The sequence below is a fragment of the Bacillus sp. AFS040349 genome, assembly GCF_002577655.1.
Lineage (GTDB): Bacteria > Bacillota > Bacilli > Bacillales > Bacillaceae > Metabacillus.
Window position 1 is genome coordinate 1 of sequence record NZ_NUMC01000067.1, and the last position, 22,718, is coordinate 22,718.

20 protein-coding genes are annotated in these 22,718 nt (G+C 34.7%); 6 read left to right on the top strand and 14 right to left on the bottom strand.

Annotated features, from left to right (window positions below; translation table 11 throughout):
* Positions 1-57: 57 nt before the first annotated feature.
* From COD11_RS15270 to COD11_RS15310, 9 genes are all read right to left on the bottom strand, one after another.
* The gene (locus COD11_RS15270) at positions 58-1,512 is read right to left on the bottom strand and encodes an alanine/glycine:cation symporter family protein (RefSeq protein WP_098797767.1); all 1,455 of its coding nucleotides are present in this window, start codon (positions 1,510-1,512) and stop codon (positions 58-60) included.
* A gap of 379 nt (positions 1,513-1,891) precedes the next feature.
* Complete coding sequence (locus COD11_RS15275) at positions 1,892-2,614, bottom strand: glycerophosphodiester phosphodiesterase (protein ID WP_098797768.1); 723 nt, start codon at positions 2,612-2,614, stop codon at positions 1,892-1,894.
* 124 nt (positions 2,615-2,738) lie between these two features.
* Positions 2,739-4,118, bottom strand: a complete 1,380-nt coding sequence (locus tag COD11_RS15280) for an ABC transporter substrate-binding protein (RefSeq protein ID WP_098797769.1) — start codon at positions 4,116-4,118, stop codon at positions 2,739-2,741.
* Positions 4,119-4,142: 24 nt separating this feature from the next.
* A complete protein-coding gene (locus COD11_RS15285) occupies positions 4,143-4,955 on the bottom strand; it encodes a carbohydrate ABC transporter permease (protein WP_098797770.1) in 813 nt (270 codons plus the stop codon).
* Positions 4,952-5,890, bottom strand: coding sequence for a carbohydrate ABC transporter permease (locus COD11_RS15290; RefSeq protein WP_098797771.1), 939 nt, complete (start codon positions 5,888-5,890; stop codon positions 4,952-4,954). Before COD11_RS15290 ends, COD11_RS15285 begins: the two co-directional genes overlap by 4 nt.
* Complete coding sequence (locus COD11_RS15295; RefSeq protein WP_098797772.1) at positions 5,887-7,008, bottom strand: ABC transporter ATP-binding protein; 1,122 nt, start codon at positions 7,006-7,008, stop codon at positions 5,887-5,889. The genes COD11_RS15290 and COD11_RS15295 overlap by 4 nt, the downstream gene beginning before the upstream one ends.
* Positions 7,009-7,029: 21 nt before the next feature.
* Positions 7,030-7,626 carry a glycerol-3-phosphate responsive antiterminator gene (locus COD11_RS15300; RefSeq protein WP_098797773.1) on the bottom strand — a complete coding sequence of 199 codons (597 nt, stop codon included), beginning with the start codon at positions 7,624-7,626 and terminating at the stop codon, positions 7,030-7,032.
* Between the two features lie 302 nt (positions 7,627-7,928).
* The gene (locus COD11_RS15305) at positions 7,929-9,764 is read right to left on the bottom strand and encodes an ABC transporter ATP-binding protein (protein WP_098797774.1); all 1,836 of its coding nucleotides are present in this window, start codon (positions 9,762-9,764) and stop codon (positions 7,929-7,931) included.
* Positions 9,745-11,475, bottom strand: a complete 1,731-nt coding sequence (locus COD11_RS15310) for an ABC transporter ATP-binding protein (RefSeq protein WP_098797775.1) — start codon at positions 11,473-11,475, stop codon at positions 9,745-9,747. Before COD11_RS15310 ends, COD11_RS15305 begins: the two co-directional genes overlap by 20 nt.
* A 333-nt stretch (positions 11,476-11,808) precedes the next feature.
* On the opposite strand from COD11_RS15310, the gene COD11_RS15315 reads away from it, so the two are divergent.
* Positions 11,809-12,357, top strand: a complete 549-nt coding sequence (locus tag COD11_RS15315; protein ID WP_098797776.1) for a CBO0543 family protein — start codon at positions 11,809-11,811, stop codon at positions 12,355-12,357.
* 13 nt (positions 12,358-12,370) lie between these two features.
* Here the strand turns inward: COD11_RS15315 and COD11_RS15320 are convergent, their stop codons facing one another.
* Positions 12,371-13,285, bottom strand: a complete 915-nt coding sequence (locus COD11_RS15320) for a GHKL domain-containing protein (protein ID WP_141549693.1) — start codon at positions 13,283-13,285, stop codon at positions 12,371-12,373.
* Between the two features lie 10 nt (positions 13,286-13,295).
* A complete protein-coding gene (locus COD11_RS15325; RefSeq protein WP_098797778.1) occupies positions 13,296-13,997 on the bottom strand; it encodes a LytR/AlgR family response regulator transcription factor in 702 nt (233 codons plus the stop codon).
* A gap of 164 nt (positions 13,998-14,161) precedes the next feature.
* On the opposite strand from COD11_RS15325, the gene COD11_RS15330 reads away from it, so the two are divergent.
* From COD11_RS15330 to COD11_RS15350, 5 genes are all read left to right on the top strand, one after another.
* On the top strand, positions 14,162-14,902 hold the full coding sequence (locus COD11_RS15330; RefSeq protein WP_098797779.1) for an ATP-binding cassette domain-containing protein: 741 nt from the start codon (positions 14,162-14,164) through the stop codon (positions 14,900-14,902).
* Complete coding sequence (locus COD11_RS15335) at positions 14,902-16,068, top strand: ABC transporter permease (protein WP_098797780.1); 1,167 nt, start codon at positions 14,902-14,904, stop codon at positions 16,066-16,068. Before COD11_RS15330 ends, COD11_RS15335 begins: the two co-directional genes overlap by 1 nt.
* 138 nt (positions 16,069-16,206) lie before the next feature.
* Entirely contained in the window at positions 16,207-17,445 is a 1,239-nt protein-coding gene (locus COD11_RS15340; protein WP_098797781.1) for an MFS transporter, read from the top strand.
* Between the two features lie 329 nt (positions 17,446-17,774).
* Entirely contained in the window at positions 17,775-18,935 is a 1,161-nt protein-coding gene (locus COD11_RS15345) for a 3D domain-containing protein (RefSeq protein WP_098797782.1), read from the top strand.
* A gap of 359 nt (positions 18,936-19,294) precedes the next feature.
* Entirely contained in the window at positions 19,295-20,626 is a 1,332-nt protein-coding gene (locus COD11_RS15350) for a sensor histidine kinase (RefSeq protein ID WP_098797783.1), read from the top strand.
* Positions 20,627-20,686: 60 nt separating this feature from the next.
* Here the strand turns inward: COD11_RS15350 and COD11_RS15355 are convergent, their stop codons facing one another.
* From COD11_RS15355 to COD11_RS15365, 3 genes are all read right to left on the bottom strand, one after another.
* Complete coding sequence (locus COD11_RS15355) at positions 20,687-21,367, bottom strand: Na-translocating system protein MpsC family protein (protein ID WP_255301630.1); 681 nt, start codon at positions 21,365-21,367, stop codon at positions 20,687-20,689.
* Between the two features lie 15 nt (positions 21,368-21,382).
* Positions 21,383-22,123 (bottom strand): Na-translocating system protein MpsC family protein, encoded by a 741-nt coding sequence (locus COD11_RS15360; RefSeq protein WP_098797784.1) that lies wholly within the window; start codon positions 22,121-22,123, stop codon positions 21,383-21,385.
* A 111-nt stretch (positions 22,124-22,234) separates the two neighbouring features.
* Positions 22,235-22,718, bottom strand: a 484-nt coding sequence (locus COD11_RS15365; RefSeq protein WP_218012740.1) for a hypothetical protein, incomplete at its 5' end; no start/stop codon positions are given.

Sequence of the window (22,718 nt, forward strand, 5' to 3'; positions counted from 1 at the left end):
ATTATTATCTAATACACCAGGCACCAAAAAAGGCTAACCAAATGGTTAGCCTTTTCCTCACGACGCTTGATCTTGATCCTTCTTGTACTCAGTTTCCCAATAATCAGCATTTTTGATTCCTAATGCTTTCGGATCAAAGACAGGGTCTTTTCCTTGTTTTTTCTGTTGCTCATAATCTTTAAGAGCTAGTAATGCCGGTTTGGCAAGAATTAATATAGCAATAACGTTTAGCCATACCATAATTCCTAATCCAACATCACCTAGTGCCCATGCTAAACCTGCCGTTTTAACAGCTCCGTAGAATGTTGCTCCTAAAAGAATAACTTTTAAAAGTAGCATTGGAATTTTACCACTCTTACCACGAATAAGGTAAGCAATATTTGTTTCAGCAATATAGTAGTAAGCCATGATCGTTGTAAAAGCAAAGAAGAATAATGCAATCGCTACAAATCCTGCACCAAATCCTGGAATAACACTATCAATTGCTGCTTGAGTATAACCAGGACCCGCTTCAACTCCTTCAAGATTGTTAACGATAAATGAACCATCAGGAGCTTCTGTATTATACATACCAGTGAATAAAATCATAAATGCTGTTGCTGAACATACAAATAACGTGTCAATATATACAGAAAAAGCTTGAACTAAACCTTGCTTAGCAGGGTGTGAAACCTCTGCAGCAGCTGCCATGTGAGGACCAGTACCTTGACCAGCTTCATTAGAGTAAATACCACGTTTTACTCCCCAAGAAATTGCCATACCAATTAGTCCACCAAAAGCAGAATCTAACGCAAATGCGCTTCGGAAAATAAGAGAAATAACTGCAGGTAACTCTGTAATATTCATAAGAATGATAATAAGTGATAAAACGATATAACCAATTGCCATAAATGGCACAATTAATTGAGCTGCAGTGGCAATTCTTTTAACTCCACCGAAGATAATAACAGCTAGAAGTACAACAACTGCAAGACCAGTAACTGCTTTAGGAATTCCAAATGCATTTTCCATACCAAGTGCGATTGAGTTAGATTGTACACCCGGCATTAAAATCGCCATTGCAATTAATGCTGCAAATGCAAAAAGAACAGCAAACCATTTCCAGCCAATTCCTTTTTCAATGAAATAGGCAGGACCCCCACGGTATTGACCATCTTGTTTCACTTTGTAAATCTGAGCTAGTGTTGACTCAATAAAAGCACTAGAAGCTCCGATAAAAGCAATTGCCCACATCCAAAATACTGCTCCAGGACCACCAAAAGCAATTGCTGTAGCTACCCCAGCAATATTTCCTGTTCCTACACGTCCAGAAAGTGCGATTGCAAGTGCCTGGAATGAGGATACCCCAGCTTCTGAGCTTTTACCTTGAAACATAAGCTTAATCATTTCCTTAATGTGTCTTACCTGTAGAAAACGAGTTAAAATGGAAAACAACAATCCCACACCTAGTAAAATATAAATTACTGGTGTGCTCCACAAGACACTGTTTAAGGCAGAAACAAATCCCTCCATAAACAAACCCCCTTTTTTATAAAAAGCTGAATTTTCTATCTTTTAAAATTATAATCAATATCTCTATATAACACAATAGCAATGTTAGGTAATCTCACATTTTATTTTATTATAATAAAATAATTTAAAACACTATGAATTCCAACATTAAGTTAAGTAAGAGAATATTCAATTATAAACACTATTAAAATAGCATGTTCAAAAAACCCATCAACTAGTTTAACATATGTAATTCTCAATAAACTATTGAGAATGACCGAGTAAATAGATATATAAAAATAATAATTTTACTTTTCTTTCCATAAAGATAAAAATAATTATATTTTTGTAATAAATTACTCACAATAGTAATAAACTACAAGAATACCCTACCCATGAATTAGAGAAACAACTGAGGGAAATCAGTCATAACAACAGAAGTATTTGTATTCTTTAGCGAATTAAAATCCACTAACGTATTTATTGTAAAGACCCTAATTGGATAACCTGCTAGATTCGCTTTTCTTCCTAAAATGGATTGCGCAAATACCGCTTCACTATGAAGAGCTTGAACATGAAGATTTTTTGCCAAATTTAACACGTCCGTTGGTACACCTTGAAATAGTAGAGCTGTTTCTATATTATGATCAAGCTCATATATCTTTTTTAAGCTATCTCTATTAAACGAAGATAAGATACATTGTTGCTGGAGATTTAGCTCATAAATTAAACGTAATACCTTTTTCTCAAGATTTTCATATTCAATTCTATCATTTTTCAATTCTATGTTAACAATTAGCTTCTTTGGAAGTAATTTCACCCACTCTAACACTTCATTTAGTGTAGGAATCTTTTCATTTTCGAAGTCAGCATGAAACCAGCTTCCTGCATCGTATTGTTTTAATTGATTTAATGTTAAATCCTTTACATATCCTACTCCATTTGTTGTTCGTTCTAATTTTTCATCATGGATTACGACAAGCTCTCCCTCCTTTGACATTTGCACATCTAATTCAATACCATGTGCCCCTACTTCAACTGCCGCTTTAAATGCCGCCATTGTATTTTCCGGATAAAACCCACTTAAACCACGGTGTGCAAAAATTTCTACATTATTACTCATATCGGCTCTCCTATACTTTAGTTATCTCTAAAACAAAAAGACCCTTTGAAGAGAATATCCTTCAAGGGTCAAAGTAGATGTGGTAAATAACAATCTACTCTCACTTCAAAATGCCTAAAGCTCATTAGTTTCCTTGCTTTTTATTCGCAACCTCTAATGCACGATTCGTTTCTTCAGCTGCTTGATCAAGAGCTTCCTTGGGATCCATTCCTTGATATAAGTTCTCCATTGCTGTAACAACTTTTTGTCTTGATTCAGGGAATACAGAAATCAGCGCTCCTTGTGTAGCTGTGTTAGCCTTTGTATCGCGTAATTGATCAACTGTCACTTTAAGTTGTGGGTATTTTTCCCATTCCTGTTTTACAACGTCCTGTTCATATGCAGCAGGATTGATTGCGAAGTAACCTGTTTTCACATGCCAATCCGCTTGAACTTCAGGAGTAGTTAAATATTTCATGAATTCCCAAGCAGCCTTTTGCTTTGCTTCATCAATACCACTTGACATCCAAACTGATGCTCCACCAATAATGACACCATTTCTTTCAGCATCATCGGGAATTGGAAGATATGAAACGCCAACTTCAAAATCAGCATTATCTACAATTGTTTTCACACCAGCTGAGGAATCTAAATACATCGTCATTTTACCTGATTGAAATGCTGCACGCATATCATCCCAGTTTTGTCCTACATTATAAAATGTTCCTTCGTTATACATATCTGAAATTAAGTTAAATACATTTAATCCTAATTCATCATTAAAAGTAGCCTTTGTTGCATTTCCAGAACGACCGTTTTCATTATCAACGTAATGACCACCCTGTTCTGCTAGCATCTCTTCAAAGAACCAACCATAATTTAAAATAGAGAATCCATACTGACTTGTTTCTCCGCCATCTGATATTGTTAATTTTTTCCCAGCATCTTTTAGCTCACTGTATGTCATCGGAGCTTTCTCAGGATCTAATCCAGCTTCTTTAAACGCATCTTTATTATAAATTAATACAGGTGTTGATGAATTGAACGGCATTGAATATTGCTCACCATCAACTGTATAGTAATTTGAAATGTTTTTCTCCCATTGTGATGTGTCATAATTATCCTCATCAATAAATTTTTGTACAGGCTGAACGTGACCACTATCAATCATATACTTCGTTCCAACTTCAAATGTCTGCATAATTGTTGGAGCATCTGCTGTACCAGCAACAGTGTTGAACTTTGTTAGTGCCTCTTCATATGTACCTTGGAAAACCGGTTTAACTTCAATATTATCTTGAGATTCATTAAAATCAGATACAATATTGTTTAATACTGTTTCAAGATCACCACTCATTGCGTGCCAAAAAACTACTTCTTGTTTTCCTGCAGTTTCCTCTGTGTCTGTCCCTTTCGTACCTTCAGCTTCTGATTTTGCACCTGAAGAATTCGTGTTTGAACTTGAACAAGCTCCTAATAACAATAAAAACAAAGCAGATAGAATAATTAATAATTTTTTCTTCATGAATGAGTCCTCCTTATTTTTGCATTACTTAATTGCGCCTTGTGTAAGTCCACTTTGAAGACGTCTTTGACCGATAAACAATAAAATGAGTGTAGGAAGAATAACTACAACGACTGCCGCCATCACCACCCCCCATTCGGTAGAAATTTCTTGTGATTGCAGCTGTTTTAAACCAATTTGTACCGTTCGAACACTTTCGTTGTTTGTTACAAGCAACGGCCATAGGTACATATTCCAGGTTGTTAAAAAGCTATAGATTCCTAATGTTATTAAGCTTGTTTTTGAAACTGGTAAAACAACGTTCCAAAAGAAGCGAAAATGACTTATTCCAGCAACCTGTGAAGCTTCATACAATTCCTTAGGGATTGTTTTAAATTGTTGTCTTAACAAAAACGTTCCGAAGGCTAATGCGAAAAATGGAATGGTAAGACTAGAATAGGAATTCAGCCATCCAAGCTTTTGAATCGTCATGAAATTCGGAACCATTGTTGCTTCCCAAGGAATCATCATCGTTGAAATAAATAAGAAGAAAATAAGTTCTCTTCCTTTAAAGGATATAAATACAAAGGCAAATGCTGCCAAGCTAGACACTATTAATTGACCTACCATAACAACGGTTGACACATAAAAACTATTCCATAGATATTGAAGTAGCGGGACCTTTTCAAAAGCGGATTTATAGTTTTCTAAGGTAAGACTATTAGGGATTAGATTACCTTTGAGCACCTCTCCTCCTTGCATAAAACTGATCATGAATGCATAAAAAATTGGAAACACCATAAAAATAACTGAGACAATTAACAGCGTATATAATACAATCTTTTTAAAACTCCTCATTGATAATGCACCTTCCGTTCCCCAAGCTTAAATTGAAGAATGGTAATAAATAAGATACAGAAGAAAAGAATTGTTGCTTGAGCGCTTGCAGACCCAACATTATAGTTTACAAATGCATCTTTATAGATGGAATAGACAATGACATTTGTCGACTCCACTGGTCCTCCCTTTGTTAAAATATCGATCTGTCCAAAGGTTTGAAATGCATTGATTAAGGAAACTGTAATAATAAAGAATAGTGTCGGAGATAACATCGGGATTGTAATTTTCCTGAGTTTATACCAATAGCTCACTCCTGCTATCTCAGCATTCTCGTACAAATAATCATCAATATTTTGCAATCCTCCTAACAAAATAAGAAAAGCAAATCCTGTATTCATCCAAATTGTTGATATCGCAACAGAGAACAGAGCAAACTTCGGGTCTAATAACCATTGAATTTCCGATCCACCAACAGCTGTGACCAACTTATTTAATATTCCTATTGCAGGGTTATACATAAACATCCAAATAACCGAAGAAGCCGCGACACTCATTCCCATCGTGGACGAATATATCGTTCGAAAAAAGCCTATTCCCTTCACCTTTTCATTTGCAATAACTGCTAAAAATAATGCAATCACCACTCCTAAAGGAACTGTGTACAAGACAAATAGTATTGTTGCTTTTAGACTTTGCTGAAAACTCTTAGACTGTAAAAGATAAGTGAAGTTTTCAAAGCCAACAAACGTAATCGGCACTCCTTGTCCATCTGTTAAAAAAAAGCTTAAATATAACGTGCGTAACATTGGATAAAAAAGAAATAATCCAAACAGAATAATAGATGGTGCCAGATAAAGTAATCCTATTAAAAAGTTGGGTACCTCTCTTTTTTTGACTTTTGAACTTGTTTGTATATCAAGCGAAGGTGATGAAACATCAGGCAAGCTACTCATAAAACTGCCTCCTTAAGAGTGTGTTGATCAAATCTATTAGATTGATGCCATAAACACTCCCCACTGTCAGCATCAAACATATAAATTTCTGAAGGTGTAACGTATAACGGAATTCTTTCCCCGATATCAACGTTCCATTGTCCGTTCCATTTTGCAATCCACTGTTTATGACCAACCTCAAATGTAATGAGAGTTTCTGTACCAAGCACCTCCACATTTACAGCCTCAGCGAAAAAGCTCATCTTACCTTCTTTAGCAAGCTTTACAGCCTCAGAACGGACTCCTACCATTAGCTTCTTATCTTTAGGCAGAAGACTAGCAACCTCATTAGCTAGTAAAATTGAACGGTTATCATCAAGAAGTAAACGATTATCTCTTACTGATACTACTGAGAGATTCATCGGAGGTGCTCCGATGAAAGATGCTACAAATGTATTCGCAGGGCTATTATAGATATCAATAGGTCGGCCAATTTGCTGTATTTTACCGTTATGCAAAATCATCATACGGTCAGCCATTGTCATTGCTTCCGTTTGATCATGTGTAACATAGACCATCGTAATACCTAGTTTTCTTTGAATCTGCCTGATTTCAGATCTCATTTTTGCTCTTAGCTTTGCATCTAAATTAGATAAAGGCTCGTCCATTAAACAAATCGGTGCATGTGTAACAATCGCACGTGCTAATGCTACCCTTTGTCGTTGACCACCTGACAATTGTCTCGGTTTACGATCTAACAATTCGGACAACCCCAACATTTCAGCAGTCTCTAGGCATCGTTTCTTTTGCTCTGATTTTGAGATTTTCTTTGTATGTAAGCCAAAGGTAATGTTTTGTTCAACACTTAGATGTGGATATAATGCATAGTTTTGAAACACCATTGATAGATTCCGCTGACTTGGTGGTAGTTGATTGGAAAGGATATCACCAATAAATAATTCTCCTTTTGATATACCCTCAAGCCCAGCAATCATTCGAAGCATTGTGCTTTTTCCACATCCAGAAGGACCTACTAATACAAAAAATTCACCTGGTTCAATTGTGACATCAATTTCTTTTATCACATCAGATTTCCCATCATAGGACTTTGTCACTTTTTTTAACTGTACACGCTTCATTCCGTAAACCTCCTCATGTATTTATATACGATGCTTTTCCTCTTTACAGGTCTTCCAAAGCCAAGGTCTCCCAGTCGAAACAGCTACAGCTCCACTCTCTAATGCCGCTTCAATTTGTAATTGATTTTGAATAAGTCCACCTGTAATAATAGGAAGATTTGTTTCTCTTCTTAACTTGCTAATCATATCTGGAATAAGCGCAGGCATAATCTCAAGAGCATCTGGTTGAATATCGTTGACTGTTTGTAAGCCGTTTTTCACTGCATCTGTATCAACTAAAAAGAGCCTTTGAATTGTTAACAAACCTTCTTTTTTTGCTAATTGGATAAGCGAGCTTTTCGTTGTTATAATTCCAGTTGGCTTTACATACTTTGCTATAAATTTCAATCCTTCACGGTCATAACTGATGCCCGGGATTTTTTCTATATGCAAAAACACAAATCTATTGTTTTTCTTTAGTAAGTCAACATATCTTTTAATCACACTAATGTTTCCTGTTAATAAAAAGGCTGATTGTATATTTGTGTTTAAAAACTGATCCAAGCTTTTGGGATCTTTAATAGATGCAATAACCTGATCTTCTTTCAATCTTTTTGCAAATTCCTGTAGCATGTCCATCCTACCCACTCCTTCATAATTAACTTGAAGGTTGAATAGTAAAATAAAGAAACCATAAAAAAACACAGGGGTTACGATAACGTAATTCTCCTATTTCTTTTTATGGTTTCTCATTTTCACAACCTAATCTATTCACTTGTCCTTCACAGCTTTATAGTATCAACGAATTATAAAGTTGGTTTAAAGATAATGTATATTTTTGTAAATAGAGTATTGATTTTGTGTAAATATTTCCTAGTGTCAACAACAGTCAAAAGAAAAAACCTTCTTAATTAAGTAAGAAGGTTCTGCAATACATCCCATTAAGATTCATATTGAAGCATTTCACTTTGACATTGCATATCAAAGTAAAATCCTCGTTCTTCAAGTAATTGTTTATGTGTTCCTTTTTCAATGATTTTTCCATCTTTTAAAACAATAATTTGATCAGCCATCTTGATCGTATTTAATCGATGAGCAATGACAAAGGTTGTTCTTCCCTTCATCAATCTCGATAATGCCTCTTGAATTCTTAGTTCTGTGATCGTATCAATACTGCTCGTCGCTTCATCTAGAATTAAAATCTTAGGGTCCGCAAGCATTGCTCTAGCGATAGCCAGTAGCTGTTTCTGACCATGACTAATTCCATTTCCATCATGTTGAATGAGTGAATGATATTGCTCAGGTAGCTTATGAATAAATGATTCTGCATTTGCAAGCTTTGCTGCTTCGATAACTTCCTCATCAGATGCATTCATTCTTCCATACCTAATGTTATCTAAAATTGTGCCTTTAAAAAGAAAGGTATCCTGCAGCACGAAGGCCATTTGATTTCGTAAGCTGTCCCTGCTTATTCTGTTTATATTTTTTCCATCAATGTAAATTGAACCTTGATCAGCATCATAAAAACGAGATATTAAATTAATAACAGTTGTCTTCCCAGCACCTGTTGGACCTACTAAAGCAACGGTTTCACCAGGTCGTGCTAGGAAATCTACACCCTCTATCGTTTGCTTATCATCTCCTTGTTCGTAAGAAAAGCAAACGTCTTTAAAACGAACCTCTCCATTTAATTCGGTAATAGCCATTGGAGAGCTTACATCCTTTTCTCTTTCTTCATCTAGAATATCAAACACTCTTTCAGCTCCAGCTATTGCCGATAACAACGTATTAAATTGATTTGCTAAGTCATTTAGCGGGCGAGTGAATTGTCTTGCGTATTCCGCAAAAATTACAATCGTACCTATTGTAATCATTCCATTAAGAGCAAATAGCCCCCCAATCCCTGCAATGATAGCAAAGCTAAGGTTATTCAGCATATTCATAACCTTAGGAATAAAACCTGAAATCGTTTGAGCCCAAAACCCTGATTTTCTTAAGTTATTACTTTTGTCAATAAAGCTTTCAATCACCTTTTGTTCTTGCGAATAGGCTTTAATCATTTTCTGCCCCGATATTACTTCCTCAATATAACCGTTGAGTTCACCTAAACGTTGTTGTTGCTGTTTAAAAAGACTCCCGGTACGTCTAGTAATCCACTTCATACCGATAATCATAAGAGGGATAATCATTAAAGTAATAAGGGTTAATAAAGGGCTTAGCCATAACATAACTGTCACTGTACCGATTAAGGTCAATATACTTGAAAAGATTTGAATAACTGAGCTATTTAAGGTTGAGCTGACATTTTCAATATCATTTGTCACACGGCTCATTAGTTCTCCATGCTGTCTTTTATCAAAAAATGAAATAGGAAGGAAATGTAGATGATTAAACAAATTAAACCTCATTTTATTTACTGTATATTGCGAAATACCAATCATCCAATAATTTTGTAAGAATAATGATATTGAATGGAATATAAAGACGGCTATCAGCCCAATAACCATGAAAGCCAAGCCATCGGTCGCTAATGTAACAATATGTTCATCAATTGTTTTTCCAATTAAATATGGCCCTAACAATCCTAAGCCTGAGCTTAAAATAACCATAACCAGCACAAGGAAAAACTGACCTTTTTTTTCGGATAAATACCTCCAAATCCTAAGGACCGTTTGCAGCCCCTCTTTAAACCCTACTTTTTGTTTTTTCTTTAGCTGATTTCGGTTGTCCATAGAAATTCTTTCATACTTAAACGGGCTAGTTAGATGCTTTAACATTGGACACCCCCTCCATCATTTGAGATTGATAGATTTTTTGATAGAGAAGGGATGTTTCTAATAACCTATGATGTTGTCCATAAGCTACTACCTTCCCTTCATCCAACAATAAAATGTGATCTGACTCTTGTGCTGTGCTAATTTTTTGAGTAATAAGTAACGTCGTGCATGTATAGTTTTTTAATGCATTCAGTAATTTCTTTTCTGTTTTGACATCAAGAGCACTAGTGCTATCATCTAACAAGAGTATTTTCGGTCTGCGGACAAAGGCTCTTGCAACAGACAATCTTTGCTTTTGTCCACCTGAAAGATTAACCCCTTTTTGTCCTATTTTTGTTTCATACTGATTAGGAAGCTTTATAATCGTTTCGTGAATTTGCGCTGCTTTTGCCGCTTCAATGATCTCTTCATTTGAAGCATGCTCCTTCCCCCACGCAATATTGTCCTTTATTGATCCAGAGAATAACACGGCTTCCTGAGGAACTAAACCTATTTGATTCCGCAAATACTCGATGTTCATGCTCTCAACTGAAACATCGTCAATTAAGATCTTTCCCGAGTTAACTCCATATAGTCTTGGAATTAACTGAAAAAGAGATGACTTCCCTGATCCTGTGCCACCCATTACAGCAACTGTGTCACCTGCTTTCACATGAAAAGAAATATCTTTTAATACTCTTTCACTAGTTCCAGGATAAACAAATGTAACATTATTAAATTTGATACTTCCGTCTTGGAGTAATACCTGTTCCCCCACAGACTCTTCCGATCCATCTGTTTCTAAAACCTCCATCACACGTGAAGCCGAAGCACGAGAGCGTGAAAGAAACATAACAATAAAGGAAAACATTGATAAAGCTGCTGTTGTTCTTAGACCATAGTTGACAATTGCAACCACTTCACCTACCTGAATATTTCCATTTGCAACCTGTACTTGACCATTCCACAGAATGTAGATAATGCCGATATTCATAATAAGAAGCAAGATCGGCATTGCCATTTCAATCATTCGCAATGTTTTTGTTGTTGAATTCCTTAATGAATTAGTGGCTTTTGTAAAGCGTTCAATTTCATGACCTCTACGTACATAAGCCTTAATTAACCTCATCCCCATCAGATTTTCTCTTAATACGTCATTCACTGCATCTAATTTCGCTTGAACCTTTTTGAATAAACCACTACCTTTTTTCATAATCCAAATAAGAAGAATGATAACAACAGGAATAACAAACGCAAACACTGTTGCTAAAGCAGCATTCACAAAAAATGACATGATAACTGAGCCAATAACAAGAAGCGGGGCTCTTAACATAATTCGAAGACCCATAAACAGCGTATTTTGTAGCTGGGTAATGTCATTGGTCATTCTTGTAATAAGAGATGATGCAGGAAACTTACTTAGTTTCTCAAAGGTAAAGGATTGAACCTTTGTAAATAATTGTTTTCTTATTTCAAAACCAAAGCCCTGACTAACATGTGCAGCATAGAAAGAATTAATAATACCTGAAGCAAATGCGAGGAGAGACAAACCCAACATCACTGCGCCCCAAAAAGTAACGATCGAATAGTTCTCTTTTAGTATTCCATCATCAATAATTTTTGCCATTAATAAAGGTTGTAATAGTTCCACTGCCAATTCAGTTAACATTAATAGCAATGCAACCACCATCGGTATTTTGTATGGATGTAGAAATGATCTTAATTTTAACATTCTAAATAGGGCCCCCAGGTAATAGTAAGAGATACAATAAAGTAACTTACACTAAGTATATAGTCTACAAATGAACGTTTTGGATACCAAGCACTATGCTTCGTATCATCTTATGTTTCTCCACTACTATTTATTAGAATAATAATCACTTTCGTTAAGTATGTTTAAATGCGCATGCGATAACTTGACATTGAATCTAGATTACATGAAAAACAATAATATGACGACTATAGAAACTTTACTTACTTGAAATCCCATTCTTTCAACATACACTCATAATATTTAATAAAATACCCATAATAAGTAACAACATTTTACATTGTGAGGTATGCGATGAATCCGAGCCTAATTGATATTATGGAAACTCAAGCGAAATTATCAAAAATTCGTTGGGAATATTGGCGAGATGATATTATTTTTAGCTATCAATGGTGGTTCCTTATTATTACGTTCGTTATTTTGTTTATTGTATGGATTCGTTTACTAGACAAAAGCAGACTGTTGACGATTCTTTTGTTTGGATTTATCACATTAAATATCGTAACCTTTTTGGACACTCTCGGAGGGGAGCTGCAAGTTTGGGAATATCCTAAAATGATTCTACCTTGGGGCCCAAGGATTTTATGTATCGATCTAATGATTTCCATTTATTTTATGTTACTTTATCAATTTTTCACAAAATGGAGATCATATATTTTCGCCTCCATCATCCTATCTGCTATCTTTTCATTTATTTTTGAACCGATAGCTATATTATTAGGAATTTATCTACAGATAAGTTGGTCCCATTTTTACTCATTTCCTATTTATATCCTTTTAGCAATCAGCATTAAATGGATGGTTGAGAAGTTAATTAAAATAAATAACCTTACAAAAGGCTGACTCATCTTTCGAATCAGCCTTTAACTATAAGTGGAATTTTTATCTTTATATTTATTGTATTTTCAATATATTGAAAAGATAATCGTCCATTATATGACTTTACTAAATTAGAGATGATAAAGGTACCTAAACCTTGATGACCTTTCCCCTTTGAAGTTGCACCGAACTTTTCAAACAAATAATCTATTTCGTTTTTACCGGTAAATATAGCATTGTTTATGATTTCAAGAATATAAATGCCGCCATGAATTTCTGTTTTTACAGCAAGGGCGGACTGATGAATTGGCTTCATAGGCAGTGACGAGACTGGTACATTAAAGCTATATTCAATACCTGTTCCTGTTTGTTCAGCTAACTTTTTATATTTTAATAGAATGGAAGAGATATGAGATTCTTCTCCTTTTATTGCCTGGTTGACCATATTATATTCACCAAGCAATAAACGAAAGTATTCCTTGGCTTTGTGATTCGTTTCATGTTCTATTAGAAATTCTAATGTACTAACATGCTTTAGAAAATCATGTCGTTGTGATCTTACCGTTAAAAAATGTTCATTCATCTCTTCCAACTTCTTAGACAACTGTTGAACCTCATGTTGTTCTTTTACTTCTAGCGGCAGCTTTCTTAGCCTAACTATTTCACAAACAAACATTCCAATTAAAGAAATGATTTGGGAACTTTCCTGTATTGTTGTTACGATAACTGCTAAAAATATTGCTTGAAGCACTAAAAAGAAACTAGTTTTTTTGAAAGATAAAGTTGATAAAGATGAAGAAATCATTATCATTTCTTTACGATGTAATATGATAATGGCAACATGAATCCCCACCAAAAGCATCACCACTAGTTGATGTTGATCTATGAGTAGTTTAAAATATGCCATTAAATACATACTGCATATGAAGATGATATATAAAATAGAATTCACCAGCTTACCCCTAGTTATAAAATTGATCCTGAAGCTTATCTAGACTTGATTTTGTAATAATAGCTGTATTCTTAGTTTTTTGAAAATGAACAGTATAAGAGTTCTTTGTGTATAACGAGAAGTTTTTCACATAATGAATATTAATAATAAACCCCCTGTGCGAACGAACAAAATGTGAACCCGCTAGCTCTTCTTCCAAATCATTTAATGTTTGATAGGTAGAAAACTCCCCTTCAAGTGTATAAATTGTTGTCGATCTACCCGTCCTTTCAATATAAATAATCCCTTTTTTATCAATGAAATAGATTTCGGATTTATTCTTTAGCACCAATTTTGTTTTATCGCTTACTTCCTTTTTCTTTTCTAATCGATTAATTCCTCTAAGCAATCTATCTTTAGAAAATGGCTTCATAATATAATCCAAAACATCTAATTCAAAAGCATGAACCGCATATCCACTATGACCAGTTACAAATATCACCTTTATGTCCATTGCATAGCTATGTATAAAATCAGCTAATTCATATCCTGATAATTCTGGCATCTCAATGTCAGTAATAAGTAAATCAATATCCGCACTTTTAATTAATTTATAGGCTTCCTCTGAGTTATTCGTAGAAAAGACAATATCAATATTAGCCTCTTTCGAAAGCGTTATCTGCAGTTTCTCTAAATCATATTTTTGGTCATCAACTAAACCAACTCTTATCATCTTTCGCACTCTTCCGTAGAATTTTTTACCAATATTTTAACATGTTCATGAAAGGAATTGGCGTTTTCACGACAAAAAAAGGAAGTTTCACGACATGTTGGATGTTTTTAATATGCTATGCTCTTATGATTGTAATAGATCAAGGGAATCAAGGAGGAAAAAGGATGATTAATATAAATCACGTTTCAAGATCCTTTAAAGATAAAAAGAAAACCATCCAAGCAGTAAATAATATTACATGTGAGATTCGTAAAGGAGATGTTGTTGGTTTACTTGGGGAAAACGGTGCAGGAAAAACCACTCTTCTAAGGATGATATCGACAATTCTAGAGCCAACAGAGGGTAGCATCATGATTGATGGAATTGATATTTATAAGGAACCTATGAAAATCAAAGGAAGGATTGGTGTTCTATTCGGCAGTGAGACCGGATTGTATGATCGCTTATCAGCCCGTGAAAATCTTGTTTATTTCGCAAAGCTGTACGGGTTAAGTAAAAATGAAACAGAAAATCGAATCAATCAACTCGCGGTTAGATTTGGCATGAAGGAATATATGGATCGAAAGGTTGGAGGATTTTCAAAAGGCATGCGTCAAAAAGTAACGATAGCTAGAACCCTTATTCACAACCCAGAGATCATTTTATTAGACGAACCCACAACAGGATTAGATATTACCTCAGCAAATATGTTTCGAGAGCTCATTCATCAGCTTAGACGTGAGGGGAAAACAATTATTTTCTCTAGTCACATTATGGAAGAGGTAAAACAGCTTTGCCAATCTATTATTATGATTCATAAAGGAGAAATGATATATAACGGATCTACCGAGGACCTATACAAGCAAGAAGAAAGTGATGATTTAAACTATATCTTTATGTCTCGGATTATTAGGGGGAATGAATAATGACTTGGCATGTTTTTATAAAAGAACTGAAAGATTCTATAAGAGATCGTAAAACCATTATGCTCAGCGTTATGTTACCTATATTATTTAACATTGGATTATTGTTTTTTATGGAAAAGATCATTATGGATGATTCTGTTGAACAAGTAAACGTTGCAGTGGAGCAGAATACAGATAAACTCGTTTTGGATTGGCTGGAGGAATTAGACGAAATCGAAATCGTGTCTACAGATGACCCTGTTCACTTAGTAGAAGAGGGCGAAGCATTAGTTGCAGTTTCTGCCGATGAAAATTTCAGTCTGAAGTTAGAAAACAATGAAATGCCTGAAGTAATTGTTCAAGCTGATCCAACTAGCACAAAAGGGGGAAGCACCCAGGATTTAATTGCAAATACGCTAGCATTAAAACAACAAGAGTATATTCAGCAATATCTAGTTGAGAGTAATATTGATCCAACTTCTTTAGAGCCTTTTAAAATCAACATCAAAAGCATGAGTGAAGGAGATGATACGTCACTGTATTTAATCTCAATCTTTGCTCAACTCATTATCGTATTAGCCGTTTTAATGGGAGGACTACCCGCAGCAAACGATTTATTTGCAGGAGAGAAAGAACGTAAAACAATGGAAGCTTTACTAATGACTCCAGTTAATCGTCTTCATATTATCATTGGTAAATGGCTAGCCATAAGCACATTAAGTATGGTGAGTGGAATTTTCTCTGTCATTACCTTCATTATTGGGGTGAATGTTTTTACAGAAAAACTTGCTGATGCATTACAATTGGATGAAAATATAGGATTTTTTACAATCAGCTTATTAGTCGGTATTATCTTCTTTGCATTATTAATCTCAAGTTTACAAATGCTAATCAGCTTAATGGCAAACAACTTAAAAGAAGCACAAAATTATATCTCACCGATTACAACTCTGGCGATGGTTCCATACTTCATCTTAATTGGTGTCTCAGCTAATGAATTATCAACCATGCATTTTCTTATTCCATTTCTCAATATCTACGCATTAATTAAACAGTTAATCTACGGTATTTATGATACAACAAGCATATTATTAGTAGCTGGAAGCTCAGCAGCATTCATTTGTTTAACATTCTTTATAGCATATGCCATGTTCATGAAAAGCAAATGGGTGCTTGGTAAATCATAAACCACCTTTTTATTGGGTACTTCAAAAATTTGAAGTGCCCTTTTATTTTTCCCTTGAATTTTTTCCAAGTGATGACAATAATATGACTATTAGAGTCTTTTCGTACTTCGAAACAATTTATGTAAGGGAGAAAAAATCATGTCTACTGCTTCGATTCCCAAAAAGCCTGCTTCTTATCAAAGTGATACAGGAACTGTTTATAACATTTTATTTATCATTGGTCTCTGCCATCTTCTAAATGATAGTATTCAATCGGTTATTCCGGCAATGTTCCCCATTTTGGAGAAATCGATGGGGCTTACATTTACTCAACTAGGTCTTATTGCTTTTTCATTAAATATGGTATCGTCTGTTATGCAGCCAGTTGTAGGATTTTATACAGATAAACGCCCAATGCCCTATGCATTACCGATTGGACTGACAAGTAGTATGCTCGGTGTTCTTGGATTAGCTTTTGCTCCTTCGTTTATCACAATCCTTCTATCTGTTATTTTTATAGGTCTCGGTTCAGCTATTTTTCATCCTGAAGGTTCGAGGGTTGCTTATATGGCAGCCGGAAATCGCAGAGGATTGGCTCAATCTATCTACCAGGTTGGTGGAAATAGCGGTCAGGCACTTGCACCAGTTATTACAGCATTAATTCTAGTCCCATTAGGTCAGTTTGGCGCTATTTGGTTTACAGTTGTTGCTGCTCTAGCCGTATGCTTTCTAATCTATATTGCAAAATGGTATTCTACTAAGCTATCAATTATGAACGCTGAAAGAAAAGCGAAGCAACAAGTAGAACATAAAAGTAAATCATTATCAAAGGCAATTCGTAATGCTCTCATTATCATTATTTTCATCATTTTTGCTCGTTCTTGGTATGGAAGTGCTATCTCTAACTTCTACGCCTTTTACGCCATTGAAAAATACGACTTAACGATTGCTACCTCACAGCTATACATTTTTACTTTCCTTGTGATGGGTGCAGTTGGAACATTTCTTGGTGGTCCACTAGCAGACCGCTTCGGTAAACGTAATGTGATCCTTGTTTCTTTACTAGCTACAGTGCCGTTTACATTATTGCTACCATTTGTTGGTCCTACTGCTTCTCTGATCCTGCTTGGTTGCATCGGAATTATCTTAATGTCAAGCTTCTCAGTTACCGTTGTGTATGCTCAAGAACTTGTTCCTGGGAAAATCGGAACAATGTCAGGTTTAACTGTTGGGTTAGCATTTGGTATGGGAGCAATTGGATCAGTTGCTTTAGGCGCAATTATTGATAAATTAGGATTAACAACAACAATGATTGGAGTGGCTTTACTACCTGTATTAGGTATTTTAGCTTTCTTGCTCCCCTCAGATCGTAAATTACAAGAATGGCAGCAACAATAATTAATACTTCAAGACCTAAAAAAGAAGAACATCCCGAATGTTCTTCTTTTTTGTTCTCTATTGAAGGACATGTTTCATGTTCTTTCTTTGGTGAAGACCACTTCCCTCTTTTTCCTTTGCCGCTTTGGTCTTCATCCCCCTTATGAAGATCATTTCCCTTATTTCCCTATACGGTTTTGGTCTTCATCCCCTCCACATAGCCACTTCCAAATTAAAAATTAGGATAATACTAGATTGAGTGGAAGTAATTACCTAAACTTTTAATCTAATTGTAACCTACGAAATCTTTTTCTATGTTATAACTAGATAGACGAGAAAGGGGTTGCTATATGCGAGCTTTTAAGCAAACTATTGCCACAATTGGTATCCTTTTATTATCCTTACCTATTTCTTACGTGGCAAACGCAGAATCAACAAAGGCATCTTTAGATCGTGCCAATGAACAGCTAGAGCAGAGTCAACAAACCATTCTTCAAAAAGAAAAAGAGCAACAAGCGATAAATGAAGAAGTAAAAGACATTCAAGAAAACGTACAAGTCTTAGAAAATCAGATTTCTACTAACGAGAAAAGTTTAGCTGAAGTAGAAGCAAAAATATCAGAAACTCAGAAAATAATTGCACAGAAAAAAGAGGAAATAGTGCTTTTACTTGATAAAGTATATGCTCGTGAAGGAATTATGGAAAAGCGTTTAGTCGCTCTTCAACATAGTGACCGAACGACAGTTGTGATTGAAACCCTCATTAATTCAGAAAGCATTGGTAATTTCTTTGAACGAGTTGGTGCAGTTGCCACTTTACTAGACGCAGATCAAAAAATAATAGATCAACAAGAAGCTGATTTAAAGCAGATTGAAGAAGATAAAAAAGAAATTGATCGTCAACAACAACTTCTTCATACACAACAAAGTGATCTTGAAGCTAAGAAAGCTGAACTAGAAGAAAACCGTGTAAAAAGAAACGAAGCATTAGCTGTTATGCAGGAAAAATATCAAAAGCTTTCAGAAGAAATTAATCTCGCTGAAAAAGAAAAATCAACTATACAATCACAAATTACCTCTATTTCAGATAAGTTAGAAAAAGAGCAAGCCGCTGCTAAAGCAAGAGCTGTTGAATTAGCAAAGGCGAAAAAAGCTCAAGAAGAAGCACAAGCTCAGCAAACTGTTGCTCCTCCAACAAATAACAAAGACACTTCTACTGTTTCCGGAAAAGAAATGTATGTTTCCGCAACAGCTTATAGCCATGAAGATACTAAAAACGATGTTACTTATTTAGGATATAACATAAAGAAGAATCCAAACATGAAATTAATTGCTGTAGACCCAGGCGTTATCCCACTTGGTTCAAAAGTGTGGGTTGAAGGATATGGTGTTGCAATCGCTGGTGACACAGGTGGTGCGATTATAGGTCATAAAATTGATGTTCTCATGCCATCAAGTGCAAAAGCATTGCAATGGGGCCGAAAGACAGTGAAAATTGTTATTCTTGACTAAGAAATTATAACAATTAACGAAGAGATAGATAAACCAGATGCTTTCTGGCTTATCTATCTCTTTGTGCATTTCTCAGTTGAAAAAAATGTTAAAAAATTTTATTATTAATATTGGGAACAGGGAGAGATGCCCAGTTCTATTTTAAAATGAACCGATATCAACTTAATATAGGTTACGCCTTTTAGTTAATAGCTAAAATTTAAAGCCAAAGTAAGATGTAGTGAAAACACACTACTCTTATTTTGGCTTTTTCTTTTTTATAGCCAGTTTAAACATTTCATTAGATAACACCAATATGAGTTCCCCATCTACTAGACAAACGATATTAAAAAATGAAAAAAATAAGGATGTGAAGGTCTTTGTTAACATCATCAAGTAGTATTGGTCAGGTGTTATTCAACCTGCTGATCGTGCTATCACCAATCTATTTTTATCAATTGATTTTTTCCCATTCTACTAAAAAAAGAACTGATCTTTTTGCAGGACTAGTTTTTGGTTTTGCGTCCATTTTAAGTATGTATTTCCCTATTCTTTCAGGTGAATTAAACGGCGGCTTCCTATGGGATTTACGTTGGGTTCCGTTTGTTGTTTGTGCACTCTACATGGGGAAAGTATCCACCATTATCTGTGGATTGTTATTAGTAGGATATCGTTTTACATTAGGCGGTTTTCTTGCATCAGTTAATGTACTAGTTGTTGCACTCATACTTTATATACTTATTATTTTGATCAAGAAAAAATATCATGAATTACGTAAAGTTAGCAAAATTCTTATTACACTCTTTACTTCAATTCTAACTTTTTTTGTAGTTATTTCTTCCATTTTATTACACTTTCTATACTTAAATCAGTTGGAGTTTTTATATCAACTAGGAAGTCATCTTTACTTACAAATGGGTGCTTCCTATGTAATTGGTATAATGATCTACGCTTATCTTACAGAAAGTGTACGATCTAACCTTAAGCTATCAGAACAAATTCATGATGCTGAAAAGCTTAATATTGTAAGTGAGCTTGCAGCCTCAATTGCCCATGAAGTACGTAATCCATTAACAGTGGTAAGAGGATTTATTCAACTAACAAAAGTGAAAGTTGATAAAGAACTCCATCATTATATGGACACCGCTATTGATGAACTAGATCGGGCTGAGTCAATCATTTCGGATTATTTGAATTTTGCAAAACCACAACAAGACATGAAAACTGAGGAAATTAGGGTTGGTAAGTCACTAAAAGAAATTATTCTCCTTATGCAATCCTATGCTAATATAAAAGGAATTAGACTCGAACACCAAATAGAAAAAGATTTATACATTAAGGTAGATCCGTTTAAATTTAAACAAGCGATCTTAAATTTGGTAAAGAATGCAATTGAAGCAACAGATAGTGGAAGTGTGAAGATTACTGTGATCTTTTGTGAAAAAAGCCAGGTAATCTCCATTCAAGTAATAGATACCGGCTTAGGAATGACAGTAGAGCAACTCCAAGGAATCGGTAAGCCATATCACACAACAAAAGAAAATGGAACAGGTTTAGGATTAATGGTGACGATCCGATTGATTGAGGCTATGGGTGGAACGTTAAAATTTGAAATTGAACCTGGTAAGGGGACTATAGTTAACATCAAATTTAAAGGCGTTAGGAAAAGCTCCAAAGAACAAAATGCTTCTAAGAAGCCGTATACTGCTTAATGAAATGAAATAAAGCATAAAAAAGTTCACATAAATCTTGTGAACTTTTTTATATACACCTTAAGATCCTAAGATAAAAGCAACAAATGACTTATCTTCTTTAAAGTTCCAATCAATAAAGATATCCTTGATAGTAGTATTGAATATATTATCAAATTTTCCATATCTATGGAAATAAGTTTTCTCTAATTCATCCTTTGTAATCTTAAGCTCCTCTGCAAACCCTTTCTTGATTAGTGATTTTTCAATTGGAATAAGAATTCCTTTCCTCTCGATTAAATAAAGAGAAGATGAAAGAGGATACACATAAATTTGATCTGGAATTTTTTGCACCAATTGACTCAGTCGAGCAACCTCTGTTTCTAGCCTCTTGAAATCAACATTTTGGTCTGATGCACACTTTTCTACTTCATCATCCATAACAAATATAATCACTCCAGAGTTATTGGGAAAATTCCAATCATGATAACTTTCCTCAACATCACGATCAAATGTAATCTTTACTACTCCCTTTAATTCTTCAATAATATGGTTAATGATCACGGTTCTAGCCTTGTCAACCTGATTATTTTGTCCTTGTTGTATAAGGATCTCTTCCATTGGTGAAATAAAACCACGGATATATGTAACTAAATATTTACCACACAGTGTTGATTGACAGGATTGTGGCCCCTTGCCAAAATTCTTTCTTAGTAACTTACTTGTAAAGCTACTAATCATATTTAAAGTTTCTTGATCCACACCCTCACCTCTTTTCTATTCAATATCAACTTGTCTGTAGCTATGTTTTTTTGGATCTGTGGGATTTAACACAAAAAGAATGACACTCTTATCTAAGTCAAAATCCCAATCTACAAACATTTCGATAATTTGTTTATTGAGGGTAGCTTCTAATTGGCTGTTGTTATGCAAATACCCTTTCTCCAAATTCCGCTTAACTCGTTTTAAAAGATCACCATGACCAAGTCGAATGAGTTCCTTTTCAATTCTCACAAGAATTCCATTACGTATAATTACTAGAGTTCTTTCATTAATTTCACAGGAATAGATCTCTTCAGGTATCTTCTGTGCTTGCTTACTAATTTGAATAACTTCATTATCAACCTTTTCCTTCCCAATATACTCCTCAACTAATACCTCTTTAGGTGTAAACGGTTCAGAACTAACACAAGTAACCATCCCAGATTTATTGTGTAAATTCCAGTCATAATAAACTTCCTGAATTTTTTTACTAGTAGATATCTCAATAAAAGCCCTCAGTTCAGGAATAAGTGTATCCATTAGTTTATCTCTCATTTGCATGATTGTCATGATCTGGTCTTGTTCCAACAAAACACGCTCAGAGGGGGTAAGAAAGTTCCTTAAGTAAATCGTGATAAATGTGTACCCTACTGAAGTATACACAGATTGTGGTCCCTTACCAAAGCTCTCTCGAAACATCTTACCAACATAGCCGCTTATATCCTTTTGAAGGCTTAATATCGCATTATCATCCATTATATTAGACTCCTCTCTCCTTCTTTATTTAATATCTAGTATGAACGATTATTTCTTTTTCAATAAGAATACACCTTATAAAAAAACATACTGTGTTTTCCACAGTATGTCTCAATTTACAATAATAAGTTCTGTCAGTAAGCAACTTAAATAATCTAATTGATATTTTAATTGTAATCTAAAAGAGTGAGTGGCATCCATTCTCTCCAGAAAAATTTTGGCATTCTCAATATTCTTCAGCATTTCACAGATTAACTCCGTGAGTGATGCAACCATATTAATAAATAACTGTTTTTCAATAGGTTCCAGTTTCATCAAGACTGATGTTTGCTTCATAACATTAATAATATCTGAATGAGTATTTGCTATAGGAAGTATAACATTAGAAAGTTCTTTCTCCTGTTGACACACAATCTGCTTCATATCTCCAATAAGCTGAGTTACTTCATATAACATAACAGTTGTCATTTTGTTAATGACTTTTAAAGATTGTAAATATTCGAAAGTATGCTGTTGATCCTGCTTTATCATGTTGTAACGAGCTCCTATTCCTTCAAAAACTAACAAACATAAAAAAGCCAAAATAGCAAAAAGA

Bases quoted from the DNA above. Each gene is read 5' to 3' on its own strand.
- COD11_RS15270 (WP_098797767.1), bottom strand. From the start codon at position 1,512: ATGGAGGGATTTGTTTCTGCCTTAAACAGTGTCTTGTGGAGCACACCA.
- COD11_RS15275 (WP_098797768.1), bottom strand. From the start codon at position 2,614: ATGAGTAATAATGTAGAAATTTTTGCACACCGTGGTTTAAGTGGGTTT.
- COD11_RS15280 (WP_098797769.1), bottom strand. From the start codon at position 4,118: ATGAAGAAAAAATTATTAATTATTCTATCTGCTTTGTTTTTATTGTTA.
- COD11_RS15285 (WP_098797770.1), bottom strand. From the start codon at position 4,955: ATGAGGAGTTTTAAAAAGATTGTATTATATACGCTGTTAATTGTCTCA.
- COD11_RS15290 (WP_098797771.1), bottom strand. From the start codon at position 5,890: ATGAGTAGCTTGCCTGATGTTTCATCACCTTCGCTTGATATACAAACA.
- COD11_RS15295 (WP_098797772.1), bottom strand. From the start codon at position 7,008: ATGAAGCGTGTACAGTTAAAAAAAGTGACAAAGTCCTATGATGGGAAA.
- COD11_RS15300 (WP_098797773.1), bottom strand. From the start codon at position 7,626: ATGGACATGCTACAGGAATTTGCAAAAAGATTGAAAGAAGATCAGGTT.
- COD11_RS15305 (WP_098797774.1), bottom strand. From the start codon at position 9,764: ATGTTAAAGCATCTAACTAGCCCGTTTAAGTATGAAAGAATTTCTATG.
- COD11_RS15310 (WP_098797775.1), bottom strand. From the start codon at position 11,475: ATGTTAAAATTAAGATCATTTCTACATCCATACAAAATACCGATGGTG.
- COD11_RS15315 (WP_098797776.1), top strand. From the start codon at position 11,809: ATGAATCCGAGCCTAATTGATATTATGGAAACTCAAGCGAAATTATCA.
- COD11_RS15325 (WP_098797778.1), bottom strand. From the start codon at position 13,997: ATGATAAGAGTTGGTTTAGTTGATGACCAAAAATATGATTTAGAGAAA.
- COD11_RS15330 (WP_098797779.1), top strand. From the start codon at position 14,162: ATGATTAATATAAATCACGTTTCAAGATCCTTTAAAGATAAAAAGAAA.
- COD11_RS15335 (WP_098797780.1), top strand. From the start codon at position 14,902: ATGACTTGGCATGTTTTTATAAAAGAACTGAAAGATTCTATAAGAGAT.
- COD11_RS15340 (WP_098797781.1), top strand. From the start codon at position 16,207: ATGTCTACTGCTTCGATTCCCAAAAAGCCTGCTTCTTATCAAAGTGAT.
- COD11_RS15345 (WP_098797782.1), top strand. From the start codon at position 17,775: ATGCGAGCTTTTAAGCAAACTATTGCCACAATTGGTATCCTTTTATTA.
- COD11_RS15360 (WP_098797784.1), bottom strand. From the start codon at position 22,123: ATGGATGATAATGCGATATTAAGCCTTCAAAAGGATATAAGCGGCTAT.